Source organism: Parasutterella secunda, from assembly GCF_023336895.1.
GTDB lineage: Bacteria > Pseudomonadota > Gammaproteobacteria > Burkholderiales > Burkholderiaceae_F > Aphodousia > Aphodousia faecalis.
Genome location: NZ_JAMBLT010000003.1, coordinates 21,019 through 47,824, shown reverse-complemented (window position 1 = coordinate 47,824; position 26,806 = coordinate 21,019). Strand labels below are relative to the sequence as shown.

The 26,806-nt window shown below is 49.4% G+C and carries 22 protein-coding genes and 2 tRNA genes; 9 read left to right on the top strand and 15 right to left on the bottom strand.

Features of this window, described 5'->3' with window-relative positions:
* Window positions 1–181 precede the first annotated feature (181 nt).
* Window positions 182–257, top strand: a tRNA-Asn gene (locus M3080_RS04250).
* Between the two features lie 41 nt (window positions 258–298).
* A tRNA-Asn gene (locus M3080_RS04245) sits at window positions 299–374 on the top strand.
* 114 nt (window positions 375–488) lie between these two features.
* Here the strand turns inward: M3080_RS04245 and M3080_RS04240 are convergent.
* From M3080_RS04240 to argH, 3 genes are read right to left on the bottom strand one after another with little or no spacing between them, the layout of a single operon-like run.
* Window positions 489–1,610: an aminotransferase gene (locus M3080_RS04240; protein WP_249092038.1), complete on the bottom strand. Its 1,122-nt coding sequence runs from the start codon at window positions 1,608–1,610 to the stop codon at window positions 489–491.
* Between the two features lie 2 nt (window positions 1,611–1,612).
* Window positions 1,613–2,569: an ornithine cyclodeaminase family protein gene (locus M3080_RS04235; protein WP_249092037.1), complete on the bottom strand. Its 957-nt coding sequence runs from the start codon at window positions 2,567–2,569 to the stop codon at window positions 1,613–1,615.
* A gap of 3 nt (window positions 2,570–2,572) precedes the next feature.
* Window positions 2,573–3,967, bottom strand: a complete 1,395-nt coding sequence (gene argH / locus M3080_RS04230) for an argininosuccinate lyase (RefSeq protein WP_249092036.1) — start codon at window positions 3,965–3,967, stop codon at window positions 2,573–2,575.
* A 469-nt stretch (window positions 3,968–4,436) separates the two neighbouring features.
* On the opposite strand from argH, the gene M3080_RS04225 reads away from it, so the two are divergent.
* Window positions 4,437–5,876, top strand: coding sequence for an amino acid permease (locus M3080_RS04225; protein ID WP_249092035.1), 1,440 nt, complete (start codon window positions 4,437–4,439; stop codon window positions 5,874–5,876).
* Between the two features lie 158 nt (window positions 5,877–6,034).
* Window positions 6,035–7,537: a UxaA family hydrolase gene (locus M3080_RS04220; protein WP_249092034.1), complete on the top strand. Its 1,503-nt coding sequence runs from the start codon at window positions 6,035–6,037 to the stop codon at window positions 7,535–7,537.
* Window positions 7,538–7,668: 131 nt separating this feature from the next.
* Here the strand turns inward: M3080_RS04220 and lolA are convergent, their stop codons facing one another.
* Complete coding sequence (lolA, locus tag M3080_RS04215; protein WP_249092033.1) at window positions 7,669–8,304, bottom strand: outer membrane lipoprotein periplasmic chaperone LolA; 636 nt, start codon at window positions 8,302–8,304, stop codon at window positions 7,669–7,671.
* Window positions 8,304–10,721, bottom strand: coding sequence for a DNA translocase FtsK (locus M3080_RS04210; RefSeq protein WP_249092032.1), 2,418 nt, complete (start codon window positions 10,719–10,721; stop codon window positions 8,304–8,306). The genes lolA and M3080_RS04210 overlap by 1 nt, the downstream gene beginning before the upstream one ends.
* Before the next feature lie 147 nt (window positions 10,722–10,868).
* Here M3080_RS04210 and trxB point away from each other — a divergent pair, with 147 nt between their 5' ends.
* From trxB to M3080_RS04195, 3 genes are read left to right on the top strand one after another with little or no spacing between them, the layout of a single operon-like run.
* Window positions 10,869–11,828: a thioredoxin-disulfide reductase gene (trxB, locus tag M3080_RS04205; protein WP_249092031.1), complete on the top strand. Its 960-nt coding sequence runs from the start codon at window positions 10,869–10,871 to the stop codon at window positions 11,826–11,828.
* Window positions 11,829–11,833: 5 nt separating this feature from the next.
* Complete coding sequence (locus M3080_RS04200) at window positions 11,834–12,538, top strand: Smr/MutS family protein (protein ID WP_249092030.1); 705 nt, start codon at window positions 11,834–11,836, stop codon at window positions 12,536–12,538.
* Between the two features lie 9 nt (window positions 12,539–12,547).
* The gene (locus M3080_RS04195) at window positions 12,548–13,192 is read left to right on the top strand and encodes a nitroreductase family protein (protein WP_249092029.1); all 645 of its coding nucleotides are present in this window, start codon (window positions 12,548–12,550) and stop codon (window positions 13,190–13,192) included.
* Window positions 13,193–13,447: 255 nt separating this feature from the next.
* On the opposite strand, the gene M3080_RS04190 is transcribed toward M3080_RS04195, so the two are convergent.
* The 3 genes from M3080_RS04190 to uvrB form a co-directional block, all read right to left on the bottom strand.
* The gene (locus tag M3080_RS04190) at window positions 13,448–14,080 is read right to left on the bottom strand and encodes a carbonic anhydrase (protein WP_249092028.1); all 633 of its coding nucleotides are present in this window, start codon (window positions 14,078–14,080) and stop codon (window positions 13,448–13,450) included.
* 6 nt (window positions 14,081–14,086) lie between these two features.
* Window positions 14,087–14,614 (bottom strand): pyridoxamine 5'-phosphate oxidase family protein, encoded by a 528-nt coding sequence (locus M3080_RS04185; RefSeq protein ID WP_022472875.1) that lies wholly within the window; start codon window positions 14,612–14,614, stop codon window positions 14,087–14,089.
* 95 nt (window positions 14,615–14,709) lie between these two features.
* A complete protein-coding gene (uvrB, locus tag M3080_RS04180; protein WP_022472874.1) occupies window positions 14,710–16,740 on the bottom strand; it encodes an excinuclease ABC subunit UvrB in 2,031 nt (676 codons plus the stop codon).
* Between the two features lie 96 nt (window positions 16,741–16,836).
* Here uvrB and yjgA point away from each other — a divergent pair, with 96 nt between their 5' ends.
* Window positions 16,837–17,403: a ribosome biogenesis factor YjgA gene (yjgA, locus tag M3080_RS04175; protein WP_249092027.1), complete on the top strand. Its 567-nt coding sequence runs from the start codon at window positions 16,837–16,839 to the stop codon at window positions 17,401–17,403.
* Window positions 17,404–17,414: 11 nt separating this feature from the next.
* The gene (locus M3080_RS04170; RefSeq protein ID WP_249092026.1) at window positions 17,415–18,341 is read left to right on the top strand and encodes a 2-hydroxyacid dehydrogenase; all 927 of its coding nucleotides are present in this window, start codon (window positions 17,415–17,417) and stop codon (window positions 18,339–18,341) included.
* Between the two features lie 23 nt (window positions 18,342–18,364).
* Here M3080_RS04170 and M3080_RS04165 read toward each other — a convergent pair whose 3' ends face one another.
* From M3080_RS04165 to rpsO, 7 genes are all read right to left on the bottom strand, one after another.
* Window positions 18,365–19,033, bottom strand: a complete 669-nt coding sequence (locus tag M3080_RS04165) for a TetR/AcrR family transcriptional regulator (RefSeq protein WP_022472871.1) — start codon at window positions 19,031–19,033, stop codon at window positions 18,365–18,367.
* Complete coding sequence (locus tag M3080_RS04160) at window positions 19,030–20,127, bottom strand: ABC transporter permease (RefSeq protein ID WP_249092025.1); 1,098 nt, start codon at window positions 20,125–20,127, stop codon at window positions 19,030–19,032. The genes M3080_RS04165 and M3080_RS04160 overlap by 4 nt, the downstream gene beginning before the upstream one ends.
* Entirely contained in the window at window positions 20,124–21,218 is a 1,095-nt protein-coding gene (locus tag M3080_RS04155; protein ID WP_249092024.1) for an ABC transporter permease, read from the bottom strand. Before M3080_RS04155 ends, M3080_RS04160 begins: the two co-directional genes overlap by 4 nt.
* Window positions 21,215–22,942 carry an ATP-binding cassette domain-containing protein gene (locus M3080_RS04150; RefSeq protein ID WP_249092023.1) on the bottom strand — a complete coding sequence of 576 codons (1,728 nt, stop codon included), beginning with the start codon at window positions 22,940–22,942 and terminating at the stop codon, window positions 21,215–21,217. Before M3080_RS04150 ends, M3080_RS04155 begins: the two co-directional genes overlap by 4 nt.
* Before the next feature lie 6 nt (window positions 22,943–22,948).
* A complete protein-coding gene (locus tag M3080_RS04145) occupies window positions 22,949–23,935 on the bottom strand; it encodes an HlyD family secretion protein (protein WP_249092022.1) in 987 nt (328 codons plus the stop codon).
* Window positions 23,936–24,040: 105 nt separating this feature from the next.
* Window positions 24,041–26,218, bottom strand: coding sequence for a polyribonucleotide nucleotidyltransferase (gene pnp / locus M3080_RS04140; protein ID WP_249092021.1), 2,178 nt, complete (start codon window positions 26,216–26,218; stop codon window positions 24,041–24,043).
* 188 nt (window positions 26,219–26,406) lie between these two features.
* Entirely contained in the window at window positions 26,407–26,676 is a 270-nt protein-coding gene (gene rpsO / locus M3080_RS04135; protein WP_022472865.1) for a 30S ribosomal protein S15, read from the bottom strand.
* Window positions 26,677–26,806: the final 130 nt, after the last annotated feature.

The following is a 26,806-nucleotide window of genomic DNA, read 5'->3' as shown; positions in this document are numbered from 1 at the left end:
TAATTTTGGGTAAAAATCAGTCAGAGGGCCTACTTTTAGAGGCTACCCTGGCAAGCCCTGTATTTATTGAAAAGGACTCCCAGAAATTAACCTATGCATATTTTCTATTTGGACGGCACTGAAATTTTTCAGAAAGAACCTTGCTTTTTTTTAAAGAATGCGTAGAATTCTCAATCTCGATTCCCCGATAGCTCAGTCGGTAGAGCGACGGACTGTTAATCCGCAGGTCGTTGGTTCGAACCCAACTCGGGGAGCCAAACAATTTATATGATTGAGTTCGATTTTCGGACTTCTTCATTCCCCGATAGCTCAGTCGGTAGAGCGACGGACTGTTAATCCGCAGGTCGTTGGTTCGAACCCAACTCGGGGAGCCATATTGAAAAACCTGCACTTTTCGCGAAGTGCAGGTTTTGTTTTTTCAGCGCCTATTTAAAGAGCTATGCCGAATTCCAACACTTTATTCAGAATTCGGCATCTCTGTCACCGTACTACGGGATTTCTTTCAAGAATTCACTCGTCAAAGCGAGTCCCTTCTTCAAGACTTCCTTGTTATTAGCGTAGCCGATTCTGACATAACCTTCGGTATGCAAGGCAGAACCCGGCGTAAACATCACGCCTTTTTCTTTGACTAAACGCTCGCAGAATTCATGTGAAGACAAGACCGTATCGATTTTGACGAACGCGGTTGTACCGGCTTTAGGTTTGACATAAGAGGCTCGAGGCTCACTTTTAACCCATTCGTCCAAAATCTGAAGGTTCTCACGAATGATTTGACGATTGCGGGCCAAAATTTTGTCTTTAGCGCCAAGGGCGATTTCCGTAAAGTATTCATCGAGCATGCCAACACTGATGGTGTTGTAGTCACGATGATGCAAAACCGCCTCAATGAGTGTTCTGGGCGCTGCGATCCAACCGAAACGCAAACCGGCCAAACTAAACACCTTGGACATACTGCCTGTGCTGATTCCCCTTTCGTAGAGATCAGCCACAGAGGGGCTATATACATCGTCTTGGGTTAAACCACGATAGACCTCATCACAAAGAACCCAAGCACCAACCGAGCGGGCAATCTCGCAAATATCACGAAGCAGTTTTTCATCCATCAAAGCGCCCGTGGGATTATTCGGATTGTTGATACAAATGAGTTTGGTGTGCGGCTTGACCATGGCACGCAATTCATTTAAGTCCGGCAAAAAACCGTGTTCCGGTTTTAACCTCAAGGTTTCAATATGTGCGCCGAAACTTTCCGGAATGGAATAGTGCTGCTGATAGGTTGGAATCACGGAAATCACATGATCACCAGGTTCCACCAACGTTTCATGCACCAACATGTTCGCACCGATGCAGCCATGCGTTGTGAGAATGTTTTCTGGCGTTTGCTTTTGATACAGCCCAGCAATTAATTCACGGACTTTCGTGCTGCCTTCGATCCAACCGTAGGTTAATTTTTTATCCAGAAGGTCAGCAGTCATCTTTTGCTCGCTGACTCCTGCTAATTCAAGAAGTTCTTTAACCGTAATGGACTCCACGCAGGTTTCCGCAACGTTGTAGGCGCACTTCGTTTCCCACTCATTCATCCATTGTTCTACACCGAACGCTTCAATTTTCATTTTTATTTATCCTTCTTTTGAACTTCTTTGAACACTGCCAAAGCCACGGCAATATCTTCCAGACCTTGACCGATTGAGCGGAAAAAGACCGGTTTGTCATAGACGGGACAATCACAGGTGTGATTTACAAGGGCTCCTAAATCGCCTTTAACTTGCTCTGCGCTCCATATTCCGGCTTCAATAGCCTGTTTCATTTCGCCGGCCACCGTAGCGGTCGTAGCCGAGCAGTCGCAATAAACGTCCATCACGGGCAACAGGGCAGGATCAATTTCATGGGCGCCCGGCGCATTGGTGGAGATTGACGTAATTAAGGGAGCGCCATCAATATCTTTGGCTTCAAGAACGGAGGCGGCCGCGCTGGTGCAGAGCATGATCACATCGGCCTTTTCTATCGCCTGAGCTTTCGTCTGCACAAATTGCAGCTTGCCTTGACCGGCTTTAAAGAATTCTTCCCGCTTGTCTTCGGATAACTCATGACTGTTCAGGGACCACACTCGAATACTGTCCCAATCGCGAAGACCCTGTACGTAGCGAATATGCGCCAACGCTTGAGGACCTGTACCGATTACGGCCAGACGGCGAGCTTTGGCACAAGCCAAATATTTCACGGCAACGGCTGTCGTTGCCGCGGTTCTCTCGAGCGTAAGTCTGGAGCTATCGACTAAAAGCAAAGGATTGCCCGTTTGCGTGGACATTAAAAGAGTCCAGGCGGTGACTGTATAGCCCTTCTCCTGAACAATAAAGGGTGATGTTTTTAAACCGTACACGCCGGCACTCATCCAAACGCCACTGTAGTTGATGAAGTCACCTTTACCTTGAGGGAAAAGCGTTTGAACCTGTTTAGGCTGAACAGCCTCTCCCCGCCCCAAGGCGGCAAACATGGATTCAACCGTTGAAAAAACATCCACTTTTGGTAAAACACCGAGAACATCATCTTGCGTCAACGTTAAAACTGACATTTTTTAAACTCCGCAATGAGTAAGAGCTAGGCGGGCGCGAGCGCGCTCAATTTGTTCTTTGACCCGTTCCGGCGCGGTGCCGCCGAATGAACGTCGCGCGGCAACACAGGCTTCAAGCGTGATGAATTGATGAATATCGTCTTCAATCGCATCGGAAAACTGTTTGTACTCTTGCAGCGTCATGCGTTCAAGATCCGTATTGTGCTTAATGCAGTAATTGACGATGTGACCGACGATGTGGTGGGCCTGACGGAAAGGAATACCTTTGCGGGCGAGGTAGTCCGCCAAGTCCGTGGCATTGGAGTATCCCCTGCCCGCTCCCACTCTAGCCTGCTCCGCGTTAACCGTCATCTTCTCAAGCATGGGTTTCAATATACGAAGACTCATGTGAAGCGTATCCACAGAATCAAACGTCGGCTCTTTATCCTCACTCATATCGGTATTGAAGGCCAGGGGCAACCCTTTCATCATCGCAAGCATCGCCTGAAGGTTGCCGAACACTCGGCCGGCTTTGCCGCGAATCTTTTCGGCGATATCCGGATTTTTCTTATTAGGCATGATGGAAGAGCCCGTGCAGAAATCATCAGACAATTCAAAAAAGTGAATGTCTTGACTGGTAAAGAGCACAATTTCTTCGCACAAACGACTTAAATGCATCATGCAAATGGCGGCAGCGGAGTCTGTTTCAATCAAATGATCACGATCGCCGATCGTATCGACTGAATTTTCACTCGGTCCCTCAAAGCCCATTTCTTTAGCGGTCATTTCACGATCAATCGGGAAAGTGGTCCCTGCCATGGCGGCTGCGCCCAATGGGCAGACATTTAAGCGTTTATAAGCGTCTTCAAAACGCCCGATATCGCGCTCAAGCATCCAAAAATAAGCCATCATCCAATGGGAAAACAAAATGGGTTGCCCGGTTTGAAAATGCGTATAGCCCGGAAACATCACCCCCATGTATTGCTCGGCTTTGGCGATAATCGTTCGCTGCAAATCACGGATCGCTTTAATAATTTCCTCGATTGCGTGTCTCGTGTAAAGTCTGACATCCAACTGCGCCTGATCGTTGCGGGAACGGGCCGTGTGCATCTTTCCGCCCACCGGTCCCACGATTTCCGTGACGCGCCGCTCAATGGCCATCTGAATGTCTTCGTCCGCTACATCAAATACAAATTTGCCGTCCTCAACTTCTTGACGGACGGCTTGCAAACCCTGGAGAATCGCTTCGGCTTCTGACTGCGTCAGAATGTTTTGCGCAGCAAGCATATGCACATGCGCCGTGCTGCCGATAATCGAAAAAGGCGTCACGCGCTTTTCAATCAAAATCGTCGCATTGAATTCCTGAACCAAATGATCCATCGGCAGGTCAAATCGCCCGCCCCACATAGCATCGGACATTTCTCTCTCCGCTTAACACAAAAACATCCACTATTTTAATCGCCTTAAATCCGAACTTTGTAGTCGATTTTGCCTACAAGCGTCTTATTTCTGTCCCTAAAAACACACACCATAGATTGGAAAATATGCCCTTTTGATCGCTATTCATGGTATATATTGTGTGTAGTTTGACAGTTAGAAAAAATATTTCGTCCTGCTCTTGATATCGCGGTCATTTATCCCTAATATCGCGGTGTCAAACAACCAAAAACTGTTAAATGTGTTGACCACCGTATCGGGGGAGACAACCTCCGAGAAAACGCGAGATGAACGTTTGGACGACGGACATCTTTTTAAAACAAGTTGTTATTGTCGGACTAGCTTCGAAGCGAGAAACTACTCGTCGAAGACAAGATCCTGAGTCCTTGGGTAATAGCCTGTGTACCCTCGGCGCTAGAACGCAATAGCAGCACTTTGGGGGAAAGGCATTATGAACTCCCAAAACATTACGGCGAACAACGAGTCCCAATTTCAACGCTCGATGCAATTGCGCCATTTGATTATGTTGAGTCTTGGCGGCGTGATCGGCAGCGGACTCTTTTTTGGAACGGGTCATATCATCGCAAACGTCGGTGCTTTCGGTACCGTGCTTGCGTACTTGATCGGTGCATTTATGGTGTACCTGATCATGTTGAGCTTAGGCGAACTTTCCGTCGCTCACCCTGATCCCGGTTCTTTCCATCTTTATGCAAGCAAATACATCTCCCCTGCTTCGGGTTATGCCGTGGCATGGCTGTATTGGCTCAACTGGACCGTCACCCTCGGCACGGCTTTTACCGCTGTGGGCTTTGCCATGCAATACTGGTTCCCGCAGGTGCCGGTGTGGTCCTGGTGCTTGATTTTCGGCACGATTATTTTCTTACTTAATGTGGTGGATACGCGCTTTTTTGCTGAAAGCGAATTTTTCCTCTCCATTATCAAAGTCGTGACGATTCAGGTTTTCATCGTCTTGGGCGCATGCGCGTTCTTTGACGTGATTCCCTTCGGTGAATCCGGCTCTCCGGGTCTGACGCACTTGGTGGGCGAAGGAGGTTTGCTGCCTAATGGCATCACACCGCTTCTGTTTACGATGGTAACGGTCTGCTTTGCCTACTCCGGCACGGAATTGATCGGCGTGGCCGCCGGCGAAACCAATAACCCCGAAAAGGTTATTCCGATGGCCGTGCGCGCTTCGCTTTTGCGCCTGGTCGTCTTTTTCGTGGGTACGGTTTTGATTGTCGCAACGCTTTTGCCCTCAGAAGCGGCCACAGTCTCCAAGAGCCCCTTTATCACTGTCTTTGAACAAATGGGCATCCCCTATGCCGCCGACATCTTCAATTTCGTGATTATCACGGCGATTTTGTCTTCGGCCAACACGGGCTTATTTGCGTCCGGCCGTATGGTTTGGTCCTTGGGACACGACGGCATGATGCCCGCCGGTCTTGCCAAGCTCAATAAGCGCGGCGTGCCGGTCAACGCTCTTGCCTTTAGCATGCTGGGCGGTCTCTTGGCTCTGGCTTCAAGCGTCATGGCGGCTGACACGGTCTTTGTGATTCTCACCTCGATTGTGGGCTTTTCCACCGTGGCCGTGTGGCTCAGTATCTGCGTGGCCCACTACCGCTTCAGAAAGCAATTTATTGCCTCCGGCCACAGCTTGTCTGAACTCAAGTACAAGAGCCCGTGGTTCCCGTGGGTGCCGATTGTGGGCGGGGCCATGTGCGTCATTGTCATGGTGGGTATGGGAATCGATCCGGCACAACGCATCGCCCTTTACTGCGGCGTGCCCTTCACGGTTCTGTGCTACGTGATTTACCACCTCACACAAAAAGTCAAAAAAGGCAATTTGTCTCAAAAGAGTCAAGGCAATCAAACACGAGCCATTGCCGGCTGATTGCTCTTTGCCTTTCCTCTAAAAACTCAACCTCCCGTTTAGCATTCGTCTAACGGGAGTTTGAGTTTTGTCTAAAGAAAACCAGTTTTTCTATGCGTCCATAAAAATCAGCGTTATGCTATGGAGCGAAAAAACTATAACTTCCCGGAGGTCGCTTCATGGACATCAATGCGTTGTTAATGGACACTAAGGACAACATCGTCGTTTGTGTTAAAGACGTTGCCTTGGGTTCAAAAGTTATTTATTCGCAAAACGGTCAACTCTGTACTCTTAGCGCTAAAGACAATATTCCTGCCTGTCACAAGGTCGCCATTAAACCGATTGAAAAAGGAGCGGATGTTTTAAAGTATGGCGAACGTATCGGCCGCAGCACCTGCGCCATTGAAGTCGGTCAATTGGTTGATCACAATAATATTTACAGCGTTCCGCGTGATTACGAAAGCGAACTCATTGAAGAAACTGACGAAGAAGTTCCTCAGTTTGTACCAACAAAGAGCGGCGTTAAATTCTGGGGCTATCGTCGCGCAGAAGGCCGTCCCGGCATCCGCAACCACGTGCTTATTTTGCCGGGCTGCGCATGCGGCAGCGAAACCGCTCGCATCGTAGCCAGCCAAGTACGCGGCGCTGTCAACATCATTTTCAACACTGGGTGCTCGGACGTGGCCGCCAATACGGCCATGTCTCAGAAAATTCTCACTGGGTTTGCCTGCAATCCCAATGTCTACGGTGTTGTCATCATTGGTCTTGGTTGCGAGACGGTCGGACACAAACAATTGCGCGAAAAGATCTGCGCCATGACCTCAAAACCGGTTGTCTCCTTTGGCATTCAGGAAGAAGGCGGCACGCTCAAGACGATTGAAAAAGCGGTACGAGCCGCACGCGAAATGGCCGCCCAAGCCGGCATGCAACAAAAAGAGCTTTTTGATCTGAGCGAACTCTTTTTAGGTATTGAATGCGGAGGATCGGATGCGACTTCCGGTATCGGCAGCAATCCGGCCGTGGGTGAATTAAGCGATCTTTTGGTTGATCATGGAGCCAGTACGCTTTTAAGCGAATCCATTGAATGGATTGGGGGTGAACATGTGCTTGCCCGACGCGCCGCGACCACAAAATTGCACAACGAAGTCATCAAAATCTGCCGCGACTACGAAGACCATCTCAAAGCTGTCGGTCAAGACTGCCGAGCCGGCCAGCCCACTCCAGGCAACAAAGCCGGAGGCCTCTCGACTTTGGATGAAAAGAGCTTAGGCTGCATTCGAAAAGGCGGCACGCGTCCCATCGTTGAAGTGCTTCAGCAAGCCGAACGCCCCACTCGCCAAGGCGCCATTGTCATGGACACCGCGGGCTATGACATCTCATCGGTCACATCAATGGTTGCGGCCGGCTGTCAAGTGGTAATTTTCACGACAGGACGGGGCACTCCCACGGGTAACGCTATTGCTCCGGTGATGAAAGTGACCGCCAATGAGCGGACTTATCGGTGCATGGAAGACAACATGGACTACGATCTCTCACCTATTGTGCGCGGTGAAAAAAGCTACCAAGCGATGGGAGCGGAACTCTTTGACGAGATCGTCGCTATCGCCAACGGCAAACTCACGAAAGCCGAAGCATACGGTTTCTCCGACATCGCCGTTGATCACGTTTGCCGCTTCGTCTAAAGCGCTTCTGCAGACTTGGAGAAAACTTCAGGTCTTAGCACGCAAAAAACTCCCGCTTTGAGAATATGGTTTAAGCGGGAGTTTCTATTTCGTGTAGGGCTCTGGTTATTAACGTTGAAGAATCTGAACTACTAAAAAGAACTACTATCTTTAAGCACTTCCACACCCTTGGGAATCTTGAAAACAAAGTCTGAAGCCTGCAATTTAACGTTGGTTTTGAAATTTTCAAAAGACAAGCGTGTTTCCTGCCCGAAATTATCTTTAAGTGTCATTTCCTGCGGCAAACCGTTTTTAAAGCCAATTCGCACTTCAGAAAAGGCATTACTGTCATCTTTCGGTGTTGCTTTTAGCCAATCCAACCCGTCTTTTGAAGCTAAATTTTCGACATTGAAATCTTTACGAAAATCCTGTGCTCCAAATAAAAGCAAGGCAGGAGACGCAGGAATCGCTCCTGATAATTGTTTTTGCGTAACTTGCTCAAGTTCCGTGTCATAGAGCCAAAGCGTTTTCCCATCGGTCACAATGAGCTCTTCAAAAGGCGCGTTATAGTGCCACTTAAATTTGCCGGGGCGAAGAAAAGCAAAATCGCCGGTACCGGCCGCCTCTTTATTTTCACCTTCACGAGTAAAAACTTTTTGCTCAAAGGAGCCTTGCGCACTCGTCACATTCTTTAGAAAACGACTCAAATCATCGGTCGCGGCTGCAAAAGAAGCCAGGCTGAAACAGCCAAGCGCTGTTAAAACTGCCGCACTCACAAAGCTCTTCATCACAAGTCCCCATTATTTCTGGCGTTAATGGTTCGGCGACCGCTGGAATCGGCCGGACTGACAATCCCCTCGGCTTCCATGTCTTCGACTATGTTGGCCGCTCTCGGATAACCCACTCCAAGCCGTCTTTGCAAATAGGTAACCGAACACTTGTTGCTCTCAACCACAATCTGAACGGCTTTATCAAATAGCGGATCTTTTCTGCCGCCGTTTGTGCCGCGCGGCTCATCGGAATCTGCCGCTTCCTCTTCTTCGGACACGAGAACATCGTCAACATAGTTGGGTTTAGCCATCTGACGCAGGGCTTGTGCAACGCGTTCCAATTCTTCATCCGTAACAAAAGCCCCCTGGATACGTTCAAGCACTTGAAGGCTTGGCATCTTAAAGAGAAAGTCCCCGTTACCCAAAAGATTTTCAGCTCCTGTCTGATCCAAAATGATGCGGCTATCGGAACCGGTGGCCACCTGAAACGCCGCGCGAGAAGGAATATTGGTGCGCAAAAGCCCGGAGATGACATCGGCGCTGGGGCGCTGCGTGGCCAAAAGCAAATGAATGCCGGCCGCGCGAGCCTTTTGAGCCAGACGAATAAGCGACTCTTCCACACCCTTTTTATCAATCATCAAAAGGTCCGCCAATTCATCGACCACGACGACGATATAAGGCAGTTCTTCAAGTTCAACTTCCTCGCCGGCATTTTTCGCCAGAGGATTCATGAGGGGCGTGCCCGCTTCACGCGCTTCTTTAACCTTGGCGTTGTAGCTTTCAAGGTTTCTCACCTTAATGCTATGGGCCAATTTATAGCGGCGCTCCATCTCCTTAACACACCATTGCAAACCGTGCTTTGCCTCATTCATTTGGTCGACGACCGGACAGAGAAGATGCGGGATGTCTTCGTAGTAGGCAAATTCCACCTTCTTCGGGTCAATCAAAATCAGACGTAACTTTGAGGGCTCAAACTTGTAAAGAAGGGACAAAATCATGCTGTTGACGCCAACCGATTTTCCTGAGCCCGTGGTACCGGCTACGAGCAAGTGAGGCATCTTGGCTAAGTCAACAACAAACGGCTCACCGGTAATGCGTTTGCCCAAACACAAAGGCAAAAGCGCCTTGGATTTTGCAAAGTCCTGAGAGCCTAAAAGCTCCGAAATTCTCACGAGCTGACGACGCGGATTAGGCACTTCAATACCCATGTAGGGCGTATTGGGCACAGTGTCGAGCACACGGACAGACTGAACGGACAAAACTCGAGCCAAATCAGACTCAAGACTTTTAACGCTTGAGCTTTTCACCCCTTCGGCCAATTCAATTTCGTAACGGGTAACAACGGGACCCGGGTTGGCGGCTTTCACCTTCACTGTCACGCCGTAGCTGGCCAGCTTACTTTCAATCAATCCGCTCATAACAGCCAGTGAAGCCTTATCAATAGATGGCTCGGTATTACCCGCCGGATCAAATAAACGGAGCGACGGACGGATCGGCTGAGAAGCGTCTTCAAACAAAGTGTCTTGTTGAGCTTCAAGCGCCACTTCCGACTTTTTCACTTTTGCCTGCGGATTAATTACCGGGCGGCTAACGGCAGGAAGCACGGGTTCCGGTTGCACATCAATGACATCATCCGAATTTCTCAACGCAGGGATGTCTTGCTTAAACTGTTGAGCCAATTCTTCCTGAGCGGTTTTTCTCTGCTCCTGATCAACCTTAGCCTCATGCCGATCGGTAAAGAAATGCCAAAAGCGATCCAAGCGCGTGCCGATTCTCTCGGTCACATCCAACCATGAAAAGTCGAAAAAGATGGCCGCGCCGCTCATGGCAAGCACCACCATCAAAAGCGTTAAGCCCAAAACACCGACCACCGGGACGCAAGCGGTCATGACGGATTGGCCCAGAACACCGCCCGCCTGTCCGGGCAAGGGCTCGGCCAAGTAATACAACCTGAGCGCCTCAAGAGACGTGCTCGCGCACAACAGAATCAGTAAACCGAAAAGGTGCCAAATTCTGCCGAAAGAAAGCTTTCTGTAATGAGGACTCAGGCAGCGCCAGGCGCTCATCAAGGCTACGGGGAAAAGCCAATAAGCCGACCACCCTAATGCAAACAAGGCAATATCGGACACCCAAGCTCCCAGTAGACCGATCCAATTTTTAGGAGCAACATTGGGAGCCGCGTGTGTAAAAGACGGATCTGCCTGGTTATAGGAGATCAGCATCAAAAGGTATAGAACGGAGAAAACGAGCAGGCAAACGCCTGCCACCGATCCGAGCCTGACTTTTCTGCGTTTATCCTCAACGGGAACAGGATCGTTAACAACGGCGCTCACCGTGACAGGAGCGGTTGCGGCCTTCGTACGTGAAGATTTTCGGGCTGACGGTTGCAATATGTTTTTCTTAGCTTTTTCTTTTATGAGAGCCGGTTTTTTCATCAATCTATCGTCTGAAATCAACCCTACCATTTTACGGTGTTTGTTTTCATTTTGAACGCTTCTTGACTATTGTTTTCAATTTTTCTGTGCTTTTCGTAATGGCACTCGGATACAATGAACTGATCTACTGAGTAAAGAGGTTTAAAAATGTCAGAAAACATTCAACATGAAAAGCTTATTATCATCGGTTCCGGTCCCGCAGGCTACACGGCAGCCATTTACGCTGCCCGCGCCAATTTAAATCCCCTTTTAATCACCGGCATGGAGCAGGGCGGACAACTGATGACGACCTCTGAAATCGAAAACTGGCCCGCAGACGTCAACGGTGCTCAAGGACCCGATCTCATGCAACGCTTCATGGATCACGCCGAACGTTTCGGCACGCGAATTGAATTTGATGTCATCACGGCCGCGCATTTAAAGGAAAAGCCTATTCGCTTGGAAGCCGATTCCGGTAAGACTTTCACGTGCGATGCACTCATCATCGCCACAGGCGCCAGTGCCAAATACCTTGGTTTGGAATCGGAAACCCGTTACAAAGGACGCGGCGTTTCGGCTTGTGCCACTTGCGACGGATTTTTCTATCGTAAGAAACCCGTTGCCGTGGTGGGCGGCGGCAATGCCGCTCTTGAAGAAGCACTTTATTTATCCAACATCGCAAGCATCGTGCACCTCGTTCACCGCCGCGACACTTTCAAGGCCGAGCCTATTATGGTCACAAAACTGATGCACGCAGTCGAAGAAGGTAAGATCGTGCTGCATCTGTTTGCCGAAGTCAAAGAAGTGCTCGGTGACGATCAGGGCGTTACCGGCGTTCTGTTAAAGAGCACCGACGGAAAACCCGATGAAAGCATCTCTGTAGATGGCCTTTTTGTCGCCATCGGCCACTCCCCCAACACGAAGATTTTCGCCGATGAGTTGACTCTTGAGGGCGGCTACATTGTTACCCAAGGAACCGGTCATCACGCCGCTACGGCCACCAACATCGAAGGCGTATTTGCCGCAGGTGACTGCCAAGACCCTGTTTACCGTCAAGCTGTAACCAGTGCCGCCACCGGCTGCATGGCCGCCTTGGACGCCCAACGCTACTTGGAAAGCCTGGAGTAAAAGCCATGCGGGCAAAAGGTTTTGAAGCTTTAAAAGGCATTAAAACAAAACTTTCGGAAGAGTCGATCATCCGGGAAAAGCAAGCCGCCGCCCGACTTCAAAGACGCGAAAAAGAAGACGATGATCGCGCCCTTTTTGCCGCAGAGATGAAGCGCATCGGGGTTACACCAACCGAAAGGGATGTTTCTGAAATCGATCTTTTTGAAAAAGAAATGCAACGCCTGGGTGTCACTAAGCTGGAAAACAAAAATGTGCGGGCGATGTCGACAAAAAAGCCTCCCCGCCCTAAGGTTCAACAAACCCCTTTGAAATTGCGTGCCGAAGTGGGTCTCTCGGATAGCTACGATGGGGCCAGCGCTGATGATTGGGGTGATCGTGAGTACATCGCTGTGGGTTGCGGCATCGACCTTGCGCAAAAATTATCCCGGGGACTTTGGCCTGTCGGAGCGCACCTTGATTTACACGGCTACCGTACCGAAGAAGCCAGACGTGCCCTTGTGGACTTTATCCTTCAGGCTCGCGAAGCTCATATCCGCTGTGTTCGCATTGTCACGGGAAAAGGCATTAACAGCGGCGAAGAAGGACCGGTTCTCAAAGGTCTTGTCAGACGGTGGCTGCGACAAATGCGAGAGGTTCAGGCATTTGTTCAAGCTCCGATCGAAGAAGGCGGATCCGGTGCCCTGCGTGTTCTGATTGCTAAAAAGTTTTAGGAGTTCGCCATGGATATTCTTGAATTAATGCGCACTCGCTACACCACCAAACACTACGATCCGAATCGCCGAGTAAGCGATCAGGACATGGATACGCTTCTGGAAGTACTGCGACTCTCACCCTCTTCGACAAATATTCAACCGTGGAAGTTCTACGTCATCGACACGCCCAAGATGAAAGAAAAAATCATGCCGGCTGTTAAGGACTTTAACTTTGAACGCATGCAGGCTCCGCAACTGATCATCTTCACGGTTCCAACTTGCTTTAGCGAAGAATTTTTCGAGGAACTTTACCGCCAAGAAGAAGCAGATGGCCGTTATACCGGGTGGAAAAGTCCTGAACGGCCGGATGTGATCCGTCTGACTTACTCGCACAAATTTGATAATGATCCGGAAGGACTCTTTCGGTATGCGAGCAATCAGGCCTTTATCGCCTTAGGATGCGTGACTGTGGCGGCTGCGGCAATTGGCGTTGACTCGACCATATTGGGCGGGCTTGACTTTGATAAGCTCGATGAGATTCTTGGCTTTAAAGCTAAAAATGAACGCTCGGTTGTAGGCATCGCCTTGGGTTATCGGGCAGACAACGACTCTAATGCCAGTCGGCCCAAATCTCGCCTTCCGAGAAAACGTGTGATCGAATTTTTGCGCTAGATAATTCATAGAGTCGGGTGACTGGACATCCGACTCTATTTTGAGACATCAAAATGGAAACGAACTTTTCAGTTTTCGTTCATCTCCTGGATTGTTGGGTTTGCATTCCACCCAATCGATGTTGAACTGCGTTGCATTTAATAAAAGAAAAGCGCACTAACCGTAGCATTAAGTTTTGCATTTTCAAACGCTTAAATCACCTTCTGACTCAATAGGCAACACTACGCAGCCTCCGCCCGAGTCAGAGCATCCAACCTACTTGGCAATAGGCTCAAAATTTTCCGAGTCACCATTCCACACGCTTAATAATCCTTTGCGCATATCGTAATAAAGAGCGTGCAGGGTTAACGTTCCCGCTTGAACCGCTTCCTCCACCCAGTGGTACGAGAGCAAATTTTCTATTGACAACAAAACCGTGGCTTCTTCACACAGGCGCGCCTTTTCTGCCTTAGACTCATCCGGATTTTCTTCATCGATTTTATGAACAGCCGGACACGCCAAAGAGACCCAACGATTGATATATCGCTCATCTTTTAAGGTTTGCGGATTAAAAAGTCCGGCAATGCCTCCACAATTTGAGTGACCCATAACAACGATATTTTCAACGTTGAGGTGTTTGACGCCGTACTCCACCGCGGCCATGACCGCGTCATACTCACCGGCTTTTTCCGGAGGCGGCACAATCGCCGCCACGCTTCTGACAACAAACAAGTCTCCGGGCTTGCATCCCAAAACGATGGCCGGATCCGTTCTGGAGTCGCAGCAGGCAATCACCATTGTCTTGGGACTTTGCGAATGAGCCAATGCCTCAAAGAATTCTTTTTCTTTGAGAAAATAGTTGGCTCGAAAATGGTGAAAGCCTCCTATTAAATCGTGAAAATTTTGCATATCAGACTACTTTCTGAAAGCCATTTCCTGACGAGTCTTGGCGGACAATTCGTGTACACGAAGAGCCCAGAAGGCCATATTGTCCAGCATCTCCTGAGGATAGGTCCAAGAAAACTCGCCGTTGTCTCCCATATAGTGGTGCATGATGGCGTCCATCGCCTTAACGCGATCATCGCCCGTTAAACGTTCCATCACACCACGACCCACCACAGAAAAATAGTTCTGACCGGAACGGCATGCGGGGTTATCTTCGATGATGGTTGCTGCCGGTTCGGCCACGCAGAAACTGACATGAGGGTTTTTGTTATAAAGCTCAATCTTGTGGCCTTCAGCCGCGCCATGGAAGTAAAAAATCAAGCCGTCATTGTTGACTTCGTAGCCATAGCTCAACGGGACAATGTACGGGAAAGGCTCATCGTGAATAGCCAATGTCACCATCTTGCAGCGATGCAAGAACGCTTTGATGATGGTGGGATCATCCACCGCCCGATCTTGGCGGCGCATTTCCGTATGAATTGTTGTGGTAATCGACATTTTTAAGTCCCTTTTTGATCATTCGACAGTTTTGTCATTTTAGTCTATTGGCGCAAACCGACTGACTTAGACGTATACACAATCGGTCAATTTTGTCAGGTTTCCGTCGGCGCTCCTGCCCCCAACACCCGACTCTTTAATTCAGCCAGCTTGTCACGTACAGCGGCCGCCTTTTCAAAATCAAGATTCTTAGCGTACTCGAACATTTCTTTTTCGAGTTTCTTAATTCGGGCTGAGAGTTCTTTTTCAGTCATCGAACCCACATTTTCCGCGATATCTTCCCGACTGGGTGCATCAGGCCTATAAACACCGTCAATAATGTCGCGAACTTCTTTTTTAACACTCTTAGGCGTAATGCCATGCGCTTCGTTATAAGCTTTCTGTTTAGCGCGGCGGCGCTCCGTTTCTCCGATTGCCCGCTTCATCGAATCGGTCATCTTATCGGCGTACAAAATAGCGGTACCCGCCACATTTCTGGCCGCGCGGCCAATCGTTTGGATCAATGAACGCTCACTTCGCAAAAAGCCTTCTTTATCAGCATCCAAAATAGCCACGAGCGACACTTCCGGAATATCCAACCCTTCACGCAAAAGGTTGATGCCAACCAACACATCAAAAACACCCGCGCGAAGATCGCGAATGATCTCGACACGCTCAACCGTATCGATGTCGGAATGCAAATAGCGAACTTTGACACCGTTGTCACTTAAAAAGTCCGTCAAATCTTCAGCCATCCGTTTTGTGAGCGTTGTCACTAAAACCCGTTCGCCCTTTTTCACCCGCTCATTGATTTCCGAGAGCACATCGTCAACTTGAGTGCTGGCCGGCCTTACGATCACCTCCGGATCAACCAACCCTGTCGGTCTGACCACTTGCTCGACCACTTGAGAGGAATGCTCAAGCTCATAGTCCGCAGGCGTTGCCGAAACAAAGATGCTGCGTCGCATCTTGCGTTCGAATTCATCAAAGCGCAACGGCCGGTTATCCAACGCAGAAGGCAATCTGAATCCATAGAGCACAAGCGTTTCTTTTCTGGAACGGTCTCCTCTGTACATACCGCCTAACTGACCGATCATCACATGGGATTCATCGAAAAACATCAGACAGTCCGAAGGCAGGTAATCAATTAAGCACGGGGGCGCAACACCCGGGGCCAAGCCCGTCAGATGGCGCGAATAATTTTCAATTCCCTTGCAAAAGCCCACCTGATCGAGCATTTCCAAGTCAAAAAGCGTGCGCTGCTCAAGACGCTGTGCTTCAACAAGTTTGCCCTCATCCAAGAAAAATTTCTTTCGCTCCCGCAATTCTTCTTTGATGGTTTCTATCGCCCGAAGAATTTCATCACGAGGAGTGACGTAGTGGCTTGCCGGATAAATCACAAAACGTGTGACTTTTTGAACAATTTTTCCGGTAAGCGGATCAAAGAGCGCGATGGATTCCAATTCATCATCAAAAAGCTCAAATCGAACCGCCATCTCGGCGTGTTCGGCCGGGAAAACATCAATAGTGTCTCCCCGGACGCGGAAGGTGCCGCGAGCGAAATCCATTTCACTGCGCTTGTACTGCATGCGAACCAGCTGCGAAATAAAATCCGAGCGGCTTTTGACATCACCCGTTCGCATAATCAAACGCATCTGTGTGTAACTTTCCGGTTTACCGATACCGTAAATTGCCGAGACGGTGGCCACGATAATAGTGTCACGGCGCTCAAGAATGCTTTTGGTGGCAGCCAAACGCATCTGCTCGATATGCTCATTGATGGCCGAATCTTTTTCTATGAAAAGATCTCGACTGGGAACATAGGCTTCCGGCTGATAGTAGTCGTAATACGAAACGAAATATTCCACCGCGTTATTAGGAAAAAATTCCCGCATTTCCGAATACAGCTGCGCGGCCAATGTCTTATTCGGAGCCATGATCAAGGCGGGCACTCCCTGACGTGCGATGACGTTAGCCATCGTAAATGTTTTACCCGACCCGGTTACCCCCAACAGTGTTTGAAACGCCAAACCGCTCTCGAGCCCCTCATTTAATTCTTCAATGGCCTGAGGCTGATCACCGGACGGCTCATAAGGAGCGTGCAGTTCAAATGGCGAATGGGGAAATGTTTTAACGATATCGCTCACAAACTTTCTCGAGATAGTCTTAATCCATCAATAATAATGCTGAAAAAGAAAATTTCCCGTTACAATCCGTCTATTATCTTTAGGAATAACTGGATCATGGCTCAATACCGAGACAACCGCGACGATTTTGAAGACGAAGAAGACGGTTATGACCGTCCGAGTAAATCTCAAATTAAACGAGAATTACAAGCCCTGCAGGATTTGGGCAAAGAAATGACCAAGCTCGGCGCAGATACTTTAAACCGCATTCCGCTTCCGGAAGATGTTCGTGAAGCGATTGATGAATACGCCAAAATGAAGTCTTTCGGAGCGCAGCGCAGACAACTGCAGCTGATCGGCAAACGCATGAATGGGCTGGATCCTGAAAAAGTACGGGCCGCTATTGACATGGCCACGGGTGAGAGCCGCGCGGCTGTGGCCGCGCACCATAGAGCCGAGCGTCTGCGCGATAAATTAATTGCAGACGATGCCGCTCTCACAGACTTTATCAAAGATTTCCCCGAGGTTAATGTTCAAAGTTTGCGTCAACTTATTCGCTCAGCACGCAAAGAGGCCCAAATGGGCAAGCCCCCGAAGAGTGCACGTGAACTTTACCGACTCATCCATCCGATGGTCAGCCCTGAAGTAACGCTTGAAAAAGAAGACAATCAGGAAAACGAATAAGGAGTAGCATCGTGCGAATTGTGAGTTTTTTTAAAAAACCTCTCCCTGAGAGCCTATTAAATGGGCTCAAAGATATCGCAGAGATTCAGTACTGGGAGGATTTAACAGACAAAGAACGCTCAGAACTCGATGATGTCGAAATCGTCATCAGCAATCCTCCGGTGTCGATGCAGCAAGATCTTCTGTCGTCTTTTCCTAATCTCAAAATGATCGCCAGTCTCGGTGTAGGTTTTGATAAGTTTGATCTTGAGGAAATGAAGCGACGCAACATTGTTCTGACCAATGCGCCAACAGCAACAAGCGATGATGTGGCCGATTTTGCCTGGGCGCTTCTTACAGCGCTTGCCCGTCAAACACCTCAAGCGGTCAATCATGCCAGACAGAAACTTATGACTTTCTCGGGCTTTCCCCTCACCACTCGCATTAGCGGCAAACGGTTGGGGGTCGCGGGCCTTGGACATATCGGCAGGGAAATCGCCCGCCGCGGCGAAGGTTTTAAGATGCAGATCGGCTACACAAATTTAAGTGCCTGCGATGTGCCGTATCAACGCTTTGAAAATCTCAAAGAATTGGCTGCATGGTCTGACTTTCTGGTCTTAGCCATGCCGGGGGGTGCCTCGACACATCATATTGCCAACCGCGAAGTGCTCGAAGCACTGGGACCCCAAGGTTTCCTCATCAATATCGGAAGAGGAGAGTTGGTGGATACCGACCAGTTAATTGAGGCATTGGAGAAGAAAACCATCGCCGGTGCCGCGCTTGACGTTTTTGAGGGCGAACCCGCCATTGATCAACGTTTAGCTCAATTCGATAATCTTCTTATCACGCCGCACATCGCAAGCGGCACCTTTGAAGCTCGAGAGAGCACCGGGCTGCAAGCGCTTGAAAATATTCAGGCATTCCTTGCCACCGGCACCGCTCCCAATCGAGTGATTTAAAGAACTCTTCCATAGCGCAAGACCTATCGGTCTTGCGCCTTTTCTTTGGCGATATTGTCTTTCATAAACGCAAGTCCCGCCATCACCTGGCGAACAATGAGATTATTCATCCGACTGCGTTCGTGAACAAATCCCGGCACCACGATGTTTCTTAATTCAGGCGCAACCAACATATGAATCAGCACCGCTGACATGGCCGTCATAAAAGCGGCTCCGACTCTCGGATCCCGATAGTCATCGACTCCCAGGTAATCAGCAAAAAACTGCTGAAGCGCCTTAATGCGCATCACGCCGACTTTTCTAGCTAAACTCAGAATATTTTCCGAGGGCGTTCCGGTTACTTCGCGAGCCCAAACGCGCATGGGCCAGCTGCGTTTATCATCCACGCGTTCCAGATGGTGGGTGAAAAAGTACTGCAGGGCTTCCTGGGCCGTTTCGTACTGAACCATCTCGATTTCCAACTCTTGACTGAAAATCGTATCAGGAATTCTTGATAAAACCGCTTCATACAGTTCATCGCGTCCGCCAAACCAATAGTTAACACTCGCGCAATTGACGCCAGCCATGTCGCAGACGTCCTTAGCCGCCACATTGGCCCAGCCTCGCTCTGCTGCCAAAGTGCCCGCAGCCTCAATGAGCGCTTCACGTGTTTTTTCGCCGTCACCGCGAATTCTTGCTGTTTGTTTTCTCATAGTCGTTTCTTAAAAAAGTAATAAGCTGCAGGCAAAGTCACCGCGGCCATCACAACGACCGGCCACATTGACACAAGCACCGCAGACAATGGCGCTCCCGCGAGATAAATTCGTCTGACGGCAGACAATGTAAAGCGCAGCGGATCGGCGTAAGTGAGAAGCTGAATCCATTGCGGCATATTGGCCACCGGAGCGAACAAGCCCGATAAAAGCACCATCGGCACCAAAAAGACAAAAACAATCAATAACCCCTGCTGCATCGTTTGGCTGTAGGCAGAAACCGCCAAACCCAATCCGACGACCGAGAGGATGAATAACAAAAGAACAAAATACATGGCTAGCACACTGCCGCCCATGGGAATCTCAAACCAAAATAGATCCACCAAAAAGATCAGCGTACTTTGAAAAAGCCCGATTAATATGGGAACAATGGATTTGGCGGCAAGCAGCTCAGCCGTTGTGTAAGGCGAAACCAATAGCTGCTCAAACGTCCCCTGCTCCCTTTCCCGCGCCACCGACAAGGCTGACAGCACAACCACCTGCAACATGGAGAGCATGACAATCAAGCCCGGCATGATGAACCATTGAGTGATGACATTGGGATTAAATAAAAATCGCGTTTTTATCAGTTCGGGCACACCCGTGAGCGTGGCGTTCATCGTCTGAGCGATCTGCGTCAAATAACCGGCGGCCAATTGAGCGGTCGTTGAATTGCGCCCATCGATGACGACCTGAACCTGCGCGCTTTTGCCTTCTTTGAGATGCTGAGCAAATTGCGGCTCAATCACCACGGTTAAAAGAGCCTCGCCTTCATCCATGAGCGCTTTGATTTGAGAGACACTCTGGACAGTGGCCACACGTTCGAAAATTTTGTTGTTATCTACTGCACGAACAAACTGAGAGGAAGCCTCGGAGCCCGACAAATCACACAGCGCGTACGGAATGTGATTTAAATTGAAACTGGCGATGTAGCCAAACAAAATAATGTACAAAACAAGAGGCGCGACCAAAATCATTCGGCTCGTTTTCTCTTTTAGTGTCGCCAAAAGCTCTTTTCGAACCAGTGCCCGGAAACGTATCATCCGCTTACTCATACCCGCACCCTCTTTTGACAAAAATGACGTGCAAGCAACACGAGCACCGCGGCAAAAGCGGTGAGCACTAAAAGATTTTTAACCACCAGTGCGTGCATGCCTCCCGTAAGAAAACCCACTTTCAAAAGTTCCAAAAAATAAACCGGAGGCATGGCGTAAGCGATGACATTGGCCCAATCTGGAGCACTTCTTAAATCAAAGATAAAACCCGACAAAATCACAGCCGGCAAAAAACTTGCCAAGAGCGCAATTTGTGAAGACAAAAACTGCGAGCGTGTCGCTCCCGATATCACCAATCCGATGCAAAGACTCACCAAAAGATAAATCGCAGACGAAAGAGTAATCAGTCCCAAACCACCTCGAATCGGAATATGGTAGACAAAGACCGCGGCCAACATACAAAGCGCCCAGCCGAAAGCCCCTAAAACAAAATAGGGAATAATTTTCGACAGCAACAATGCCCAGGGCGAAATCGGCGTGGCAAGCAAGGCTTCCATCGTTCCCCGTTCCCACTCTCGAGCAATCACCAAGCCGGTTAACATCGTTCCGATCATGGTCAAAATGATAACTATGAGACCGGGCACTAAATACCAGTGGCTTTCGGCCGATTCGTTAAACCAGATACGAGGAATGACCGTGATACCGGAAGGCTCTGTCGTTGCGGAGCCCGCCGTCTGAACAGTGGACATCACCGCATTGGCAATCATGGTGGCGCGCGGCGCATCAATGCCGTCAATCAACAACTGCGTTTCATGGGCTACGGGACGCTTTTCAAAAACAATAACAGCCTCCACGTCAAAGCGATCCAAAGCTTCGAGCGCCTCTTTGCGGGTAGGAACCACCGTGACATCAAATGAATCGTTATTGACCAGAGCCTGCGTGTAGAGCGTTGTCTGAGAACTGTTTTGATCGCTGACCACAGCCAAACGAATATCCTTCACATCAAAAGAGATACCGTAACCAAATAAAATCAGCAAAATGAGCGGTAAGACGACGCCAACCAAAATAGCGCTTTTATCCCGAATAATTTGGCGACTCTCTTTTAAGCTTAAGGCGTAAACATGACGCCAGAAATCCATCCTTTGCGTCATGATTGACTCCTTTGAGCACGAAACTCTTTGACAACCCTGATAAACGCCTCGTCCATACTCAGACTTTGCCCGCGCACCTCGGCAGGAGAGCCCATAATAAGCGGCAATCCGCCATCTTGGATAAGAAGCCTGTCACAGTAAAGAGCCTCCTCCATAAAGTGGGTCGTCACAATAATGGTTGTGCCTGTTTGGCTCAGAGCTGTCATCCAGCGCCAAAATTGTCTGCGAGTCGGCACATCCGCTCCGCTTGTCGGCTCGTCTAAAAATAAAAGTTTAGGATTGTGAATCAACGCGACAGCCATGGCCAAGCGCTGTTTGATGCCGCCGGGTAAGGTTTTTGCCTGCGCAGCTGAAAATGACATCAATTCAAATTCATTCAACAAAAAGTCTATCCGCTGCGCTTTCTCCTGCCCGGCTAAACCATAGGCGCTCGCAAAAAAGTCCAGATTTTCGCTCACACTCAAGTCACCGTAAAGCGCAAATTTCTGAGACATGTAACCGAGCTGCTCTCGGGCCTCTTCGCGGCTATCTAAAACATTGACGCCCGCCACCTCAAGCTCTCCGGAGGTCACCTTTAAAAGACCGCACAGCATCTTAAAAGTGGTCGTTTTACCGGCGCCATTGGGTCCCAACAATCCAAATATTTCACCGGCTTTGACATCAAAAGATGTTCGATCAACCGCGGTAAAAGAGCCAAAACGCCTGACCAGATCTTTGGCGATAACAACAGATTCGTTTGAAGTGTTCGGAAGTTGCGCAGAACTTTGTGCAATGACTGAATACGGATGACGGGGCACTGTTTTGGCGCGGTTGACTAAATAGCCCTCTTCCAAACCTCCTGCCACAGGCTCAAATTGGAGTCCATATTTTTCTTGGAGGGACTCTCTGTCTGCATAGTCACGAAGCAGCACCCGCACATAACCCGATCGGGGCACCGCGTCCAAAATATAGTCCGTATCGTCAAGCAATTGTGCCTGCAGATCCCTTACTCTTGTGCCAGAAGGCACTTTGACATTAAAGGCTAAACCGGTTGCGAGAGCAGCAATGGCTTGAGGACTGTCATGCAGAATAATTTCACCGTTTTCAAGAATCAACACATCATCACAAAGCGCGGCTTCGTCCATATAGGTCGTCGCTACGACAACGGTCATCGCCTCAGCGTGAACATTTTTCTTCAAAATTGACCAAAGCTCACGTCTGGATAACGGATCCACGCCTACGCTCGGTTCATCCAAAAGGAGAATTTTCGGATGGTTTAAGAGTGCACAGGCTAAACCTAACTTTTGCTTCATTCCTCCGGATAATTTACCGGCAGGCCTCTCTGTAAAATCTGTCAGTCCCGTTATGGACAAAAGTTCAGTGAATCGTTTTTTTCTTTCCGCCTCACTTAAGCCAAATAGGTCAGCGTAAAGCGTGAGATTTTCTTTAACGCTTAAATCGGTATAAAGACCAAACTGCTGAGGCATGTAGCCGCATAACGTTTGTAGGCGCGACAACTCTTTTGAATAAAGCTTCTCGCCAAATAGTTTGACAGCCCCCTCTTGGGGTTTCAGTAAGCCAGCCATCACACGCATCAACGTCGTTTTACCGGCCCCATCGGCACCGACCACTGCAATCAATTGCCCTTTTTTCAAATCCGCCGTAATGGATTTCAAAAGAGGCGAAGTCACACCCTTTTCAAAGCGTGACACTGACTCCAAAGTGATGGCTGAAAGTTCTGACATGATGACTTACTTCAACAGTAGAGCTGTCACAGGCATCCCTAAACGAAGCAATCCTTGAGGATCGTCTACCGTTAAACGCACCTCATAAACCAAATTGGTGCGAATGGCCTCTGTCTGAACAGTCTTGGGGGTAAATTCAGCCACTGAAGAAATAAAGCCGACCGTAGCATCAAAGGTTTTATCGGGGAAACTGTCCACACTGACGGCAACCTTTTGCCCCATTGTGATACGGCCTAAATTGGGTTCATCTATGTAAACCCGCGCCCAAAGCGGATTCATTAACGCCATTTCATAAATGGGGGTGCTTGCACCGACCATATCGCCTGGCTCTTTAAGACGAGATCGAATCACGCCGTCTGCGGGCGCATAAAGCAGGCAGTTATTCAGAGCCCGCTCGGCATCAGCAAGCTGCGTTTGCGTTTGTTTAAGCGTTGCACGCGCAACTTCAATTTCTTCGGCACGCGTACCTGCTAAGAGCATTTCCAGGGTCCGTTTTGCTTCATCCCTTGCTGCCCTGTCGGCACTGGCTTTGTAGCATGCCTGATCACGAGCCAGAGCGCTGGAAGCCTTCCCCATATCCTTGTGCCGCTTACAGGTCCGCTCAGAGAGCACCAAATTTGCTTCCGTTGCCTTAAGCCGCGCTCGAGCGACATCAATTTCTTCGGCTCGAGTCCCTGCCAGTAAAAGCGCGAGCTGCGCCTGCGCCACTCCCACTTGCGAAGCGGCCTGATCGCGAGCAATTTTGTATCGGCTGTCATCGAGCTTGGCGATCACTTCACCCGCTTTTACCGAGCCACCTTCTTCAAATAAAACCGTCTGCAATCGACCGGACTCTTCAAAAGCCAAATCGACTGTGCGCATATCAATGCTACCGTAGAGTTTCAGTTGAGCCTGGGGCTGACTCCAGTGCCAATAACCGACACCACCGACTGCAGCGGCGGCTAAAAGAGCCACAATGGCCACTTTTTTCTGAGATAGGGAAGGAAAAGGCATAAGAAATTTTTTCAAATTTAAATTTCAATTTAAATTATATACCATAAAAAACTCCCACCTCTTTTGCCGAAGTGGGAGTCTTTTCACAAAACTAAGCGATCAAGCTTATTGAGCGTCTTGAGTCGGTTGTTGTTCGGCCGCGGGAGCTTCTTCAGGCTTTTTCTCTTCTTCTTTCTTTTCTTCCAAGAGAGCCTTCATTGACAAGCGGACACGACCCTTTTCATCGGCCTCGATCACCTTCACGCGAACCACTTGACCTTCCTTCAAGTAGTCGGAGACAGCGTTAACGCGTTGGTTGGCGATTTGGCTGATGTGCAACAAGCCGTCTTTGCCCGGCAACAACTGAACGATAGCGCCGAAATCCAACAAGCGCGTTACCGTGCCTTCGTAGATTTGGCCCTTTTCAATTTCAGCCGTGATTTCAAGAATCTTCTTCTGGGCGGCAAGACCGGCTTGCGGATCCACAGAAGCGATCGTCACGCTGCCATCATCCTCGATATTGATCGTGGCACCGGTTTCTTCAGTGATACCGCGAATCACAGCACCACCCTTACCGATCACGTCACGGATCTTTTCAGGATTGATCTTCATCGTGATCATGCGAGGAGCAAAGCGGGACAATTCCTTGGCGCCGCCCGCAGCCTGTGTGCGCATTTCATTCAAAATGTGCTGACGGCCTTCATGGGCTTGAGCCAAAGCCACCTGCATGATTTCTTTATTGATACCTTCAATCTTGATATCCATTTGAAGGGCGGTGACACCGTTTTCAGTACCGGCCACCTTGAAGTCCATATCACCCAAGTGATCTTCATCACCCAAAATGTCGGTCAAGACGGCAAACTTGTTGCCTTCCTTGATTAAGCCCATGGCTACGCCGGCCACATAATCCTTCAGGGGCACGCCGGCATCCATCAAGGACAAGCATCCACCGCAGACGCTGGCCATAGAAGAAGATCCATTGGATTCACAGATTTCGGAAACCACGCGGATTGTGTATTGGAAATCTTCTTCAGAGGGCAACACAGCGGTCAATGCGCGCTTAGCCAAACGGCCGTGACCGATTTCGCGGCGCTTGGGGCTGCCGACACGACCGGTTTCACCCGTGGCAAACGGGGGCATGTTGTAGTGAAGCATGAAACGTTCATGCGTTTCACCCAAAAGACCGTCAACGATTTGTTCATCCTGCTTGGTACCCAACGTGGTGATAACCAATGCTTGGGTTTCACCGCGGGTGAACAAGGCAGAACCGTGCGTGCGGGGCAATACGCCTTGGCGGATTTCGATCGGACGGACAGTCTTGGTGTCACGGCCGTCGATACGCGGTTCGCCATTCAAAATGTTGGAGCGAACGAGCTTGGCTTCCATTTCAAAGAGGATGCCGGCCACTTCGTTGGGATCAACTTCGTTGTCGCCAGAGAAGCGTTCATCCTTGGCCAATTCTTCATCGACCATGGCGTAGATTTCACGCAATTTTTCCGTACGGGCTTGCTTGCTGCGGATGCCATAGGCCACCTTCAATTCTTCGGTTGCCAATTCAGCGATGCGAGCGATCAAGGCTTCGTTCTTCGGAGCGGGCTGCCAATCCCAAGCGGGTTTGCCTGCTTCTTCAACCAATTCGTTAATCGCGTTGATGGCCACTTGTTGCTGTTCATGACCAAACATCACGGCGTTGAGCATCACGTCTTCAGGCAAGCAATCGGCTTCGGATTCAACCATGAGCACTGCGCGTTCCGTGCCGCTCACGACCAAATCCAAACGGCTGTCTTTCATCTGAGACAACTTCGGGTTGCAGACGAATTCACCGTTGATGTAACCCACGCGGCAAGCGCCGATCGGGCCGTTAAACGGGATACCGGAGATGGACAAAGCAGCCGAAGCACCCAACATGGAAGGAATATCCGGATCCACTTCCGGATCCACGGACAACACGTGAATAATCACTTGAACTTCATTGAAGAAGCCTTCCGGGAAAAGCGGACGGATCGGACGGTCGATCAAACGGCTCGTCAACGTTTCCTTTTCGCTCGGACGACCTTCACGCTTGAAAAAGCCGCCGGGGATCTTGCCGGCTGCGTAGGTCTTTTCAATGTAGTCGACCGTCAACGGGAAAAAGTCTTGACCGGGCTTGGTTTCTTTCTTAGCCACAACCGTAGCCAAAACCACCGTATCGTCCATTTGGCAAATCACAGCACCGGAAGCCTGACGGGCAATTTCACCGGTGGTGAAAGTGACGTCGTGGTCACCGAAGCGGAAAGACTTGCTCACTTTATTAAACATCGTCATTTCGTTTCTTCCTTAAAAAAGGGAAAAAGACGTGTTTTCGATACGCTGCGGTGTGAACGCTCTGACTTAAAAACCCTCACATCGCAACGCACAAACCGAAAACAAAAACCTCGTCTTTTCCCAAAACCTTCAAAACTTACCAAAAGCGACCTGTCAATGCAGGTCGCTTTTGAGAAAGCCGTCTCGAATTACTTACGCAAGTTCAAATCCGTGATCAACTTGCGGTAAGCGTCCAAATCGGTGCGCTTGAGGTAGTCCAACATCTTGCGGCGACGGGACACCATCTTCAACAAACCGCGGCGGGAGTGATGGTCCTTGGCGTGTTCCTTGAAGTGCGGGGTCAATTCGTTAATGCGGGCCGTCAACAAAGCCACTTGAACTTCGGGAGAACCCGTGTCACCTTCCTTGCGTTGGAACTTGGCAACGATTTCAGACTTTTTGATATCTTGAACAGACATTTTCTAACCTTTAAAAAAATTAAACATGCGAACGTGGAAGTTAGGCCACGTCGTGGAAAGACCGCAATTGTACCCGAAAATAAAAACTTTTTCGAGTGCTATCTTGCGAAATTTTCAAGCTTTTTCCAAC

What these genes read in the sequence shown, in the direction of transcription:
- M3080_RS04190 (WP_249092028.1), bottom strand. Translation starts at nt 14,080, where the DNA reads ATGCAAAATTTTCACGATTTAATAGGAGGCTTTCACCATTTTCGAGCC.
- M3080_RS04155 (WP_249092024.1), bottom strand. Translation starts at nt 21,218, where the DNA reads ATGACGCAAAGGATGGATTTCTGGCGTCATGTTTACGCCTTAAGCTTA.
- pnp (WP_249092021.1), bottom strand. Translation starts at nt 26,218, where the DNA reads ATGACGATGTTTAATAAAGTGAGCAAGTCTTTCCGCTTCGGTGACCAC.
- M3080_RS04150 (WP_249092023.1), bottom strand. Translation starts at nt 22,942, where the DNA reads ATGTCAGAACTTTCAGCCATCACTTTGGAGTCAGTGTCACGCTTTGAA.
- yjgA (WP_249092027.1), top strand. Translation starts at nt 16,837, where the DNA reads ATGGCTCAATACCGAGACAACCGCGACGATTTTGAAGACGAAGAAGAC.
- M3080_RS04195 (WP_249092029.1), top strand. Translation starts at nt 12,548, where the DNA reads ATGGATATTCTTGAATTAATGCGCACTCGCTACACCACCAAACACTAC.
- trxB (WP_249092031.1), top strand. Translation starts at nt 10,869, where the DNA reads ATGTCAGAAAACATTCAACATGAAAAGCTTATTATCATCGGTTCCGGT.
- argH (WP_249092036.1), bottom strand. Translation starts at nt 3,967, where the DNA reads ATGTCCGATGCTATGTGGGGCGGGCGATTTGACCTGCCGATGGATCAT.
- M3080_RS04200 (WP_249092030.1), top strand. Translation starts at nt 11,834, where the DNA reads ATGCGGGCAAAAGGTTTTGAAGCTTTAAAAGGCATTAAAACAAAACTT.
- M3080_RS04240 (WP_249092038.1), bottom strand. Translation starts at nt 1,610, where the DNA reads ATGAAAATTGAAGCGTTCGGTGTAGAACAATGGATGAATGAGTGGGAA.
- M3080_RS04160 (WP_249092025.1), bottom strand. Translation starts at nt 20,127, where the DNA reads ATGAGTAAGCGGATGATACGTTTCCGGGCACTGGTTCGAAAAGAGCTT.
- M3080_RS04225 (WP_249092035.1), top strand. Translation starts at nt 4,437, where the DNA reads ATGAACTCCCAAAACATTACGGCGAACAACGAGTCCCAATTTCAACGC.
- rpsO (WP_022472865.1), bottom strand. Translation starts at nt 26,676, where the DNA reads ATGTCTGTTCAAGATATCAAAAAGTCTGAAATCGTTGCCAAGTTCCAA.
- M3080_RS04235 (WP_249092037.1), bottom strand. Translation starts at nt 2,569, where the DNA reads ATGTCAGTTTTAACGTTGACGCAAGATGATGTTCTCGGTGTTTTACCA.
- M3080_RS04210 (WP_249092032.1), bottom strand. Translation starts at nt 10,721, where the DNA reads ATGAAAAAACCGGCTCTCATAAAAGAAAAAGCTAAGAAAAACATATTG.
- M3080_RS04185 (WP_022472875.1), bottom strand. Translation starts at nt 14,614, where the DNA reads ATGTCGATTACCACAACAATTCATACGGAAATGCGCCGCCAAGATCGG.
- lolA (WP_249092033.1), bottom strand. Translation starts at nt 8,304, where the DNA reads ATGAAGAGCTTTGTGAGTGCGGCAGTTTTAACAGCGCTTGGCTGTTTC.
- M3080_RS04165 (WP_022472871.1), bottom strand. Translation starts at nt 19,033, where the DNA reads ATGAGAAAACAAACAGCAAGAATTCGCGGTGACGGCGAAAAAACACGT.
- M3080_RS04145 (WP_249092022.1), bottom strand. Translation starts at nt 23,935, where the DNA reads ATGCCTTTTCCTTCCCTATCTCAGAAAAAAGTGGCCATTGTGGCTCTT.
- M3080_RS04220 (WP_249092034.1), top strand. Translation starts at nt 6,035, where the DNA reads ATGGACATCAATGCGTTGTTAATGGACACTAAGGACAACATCGTCGTT.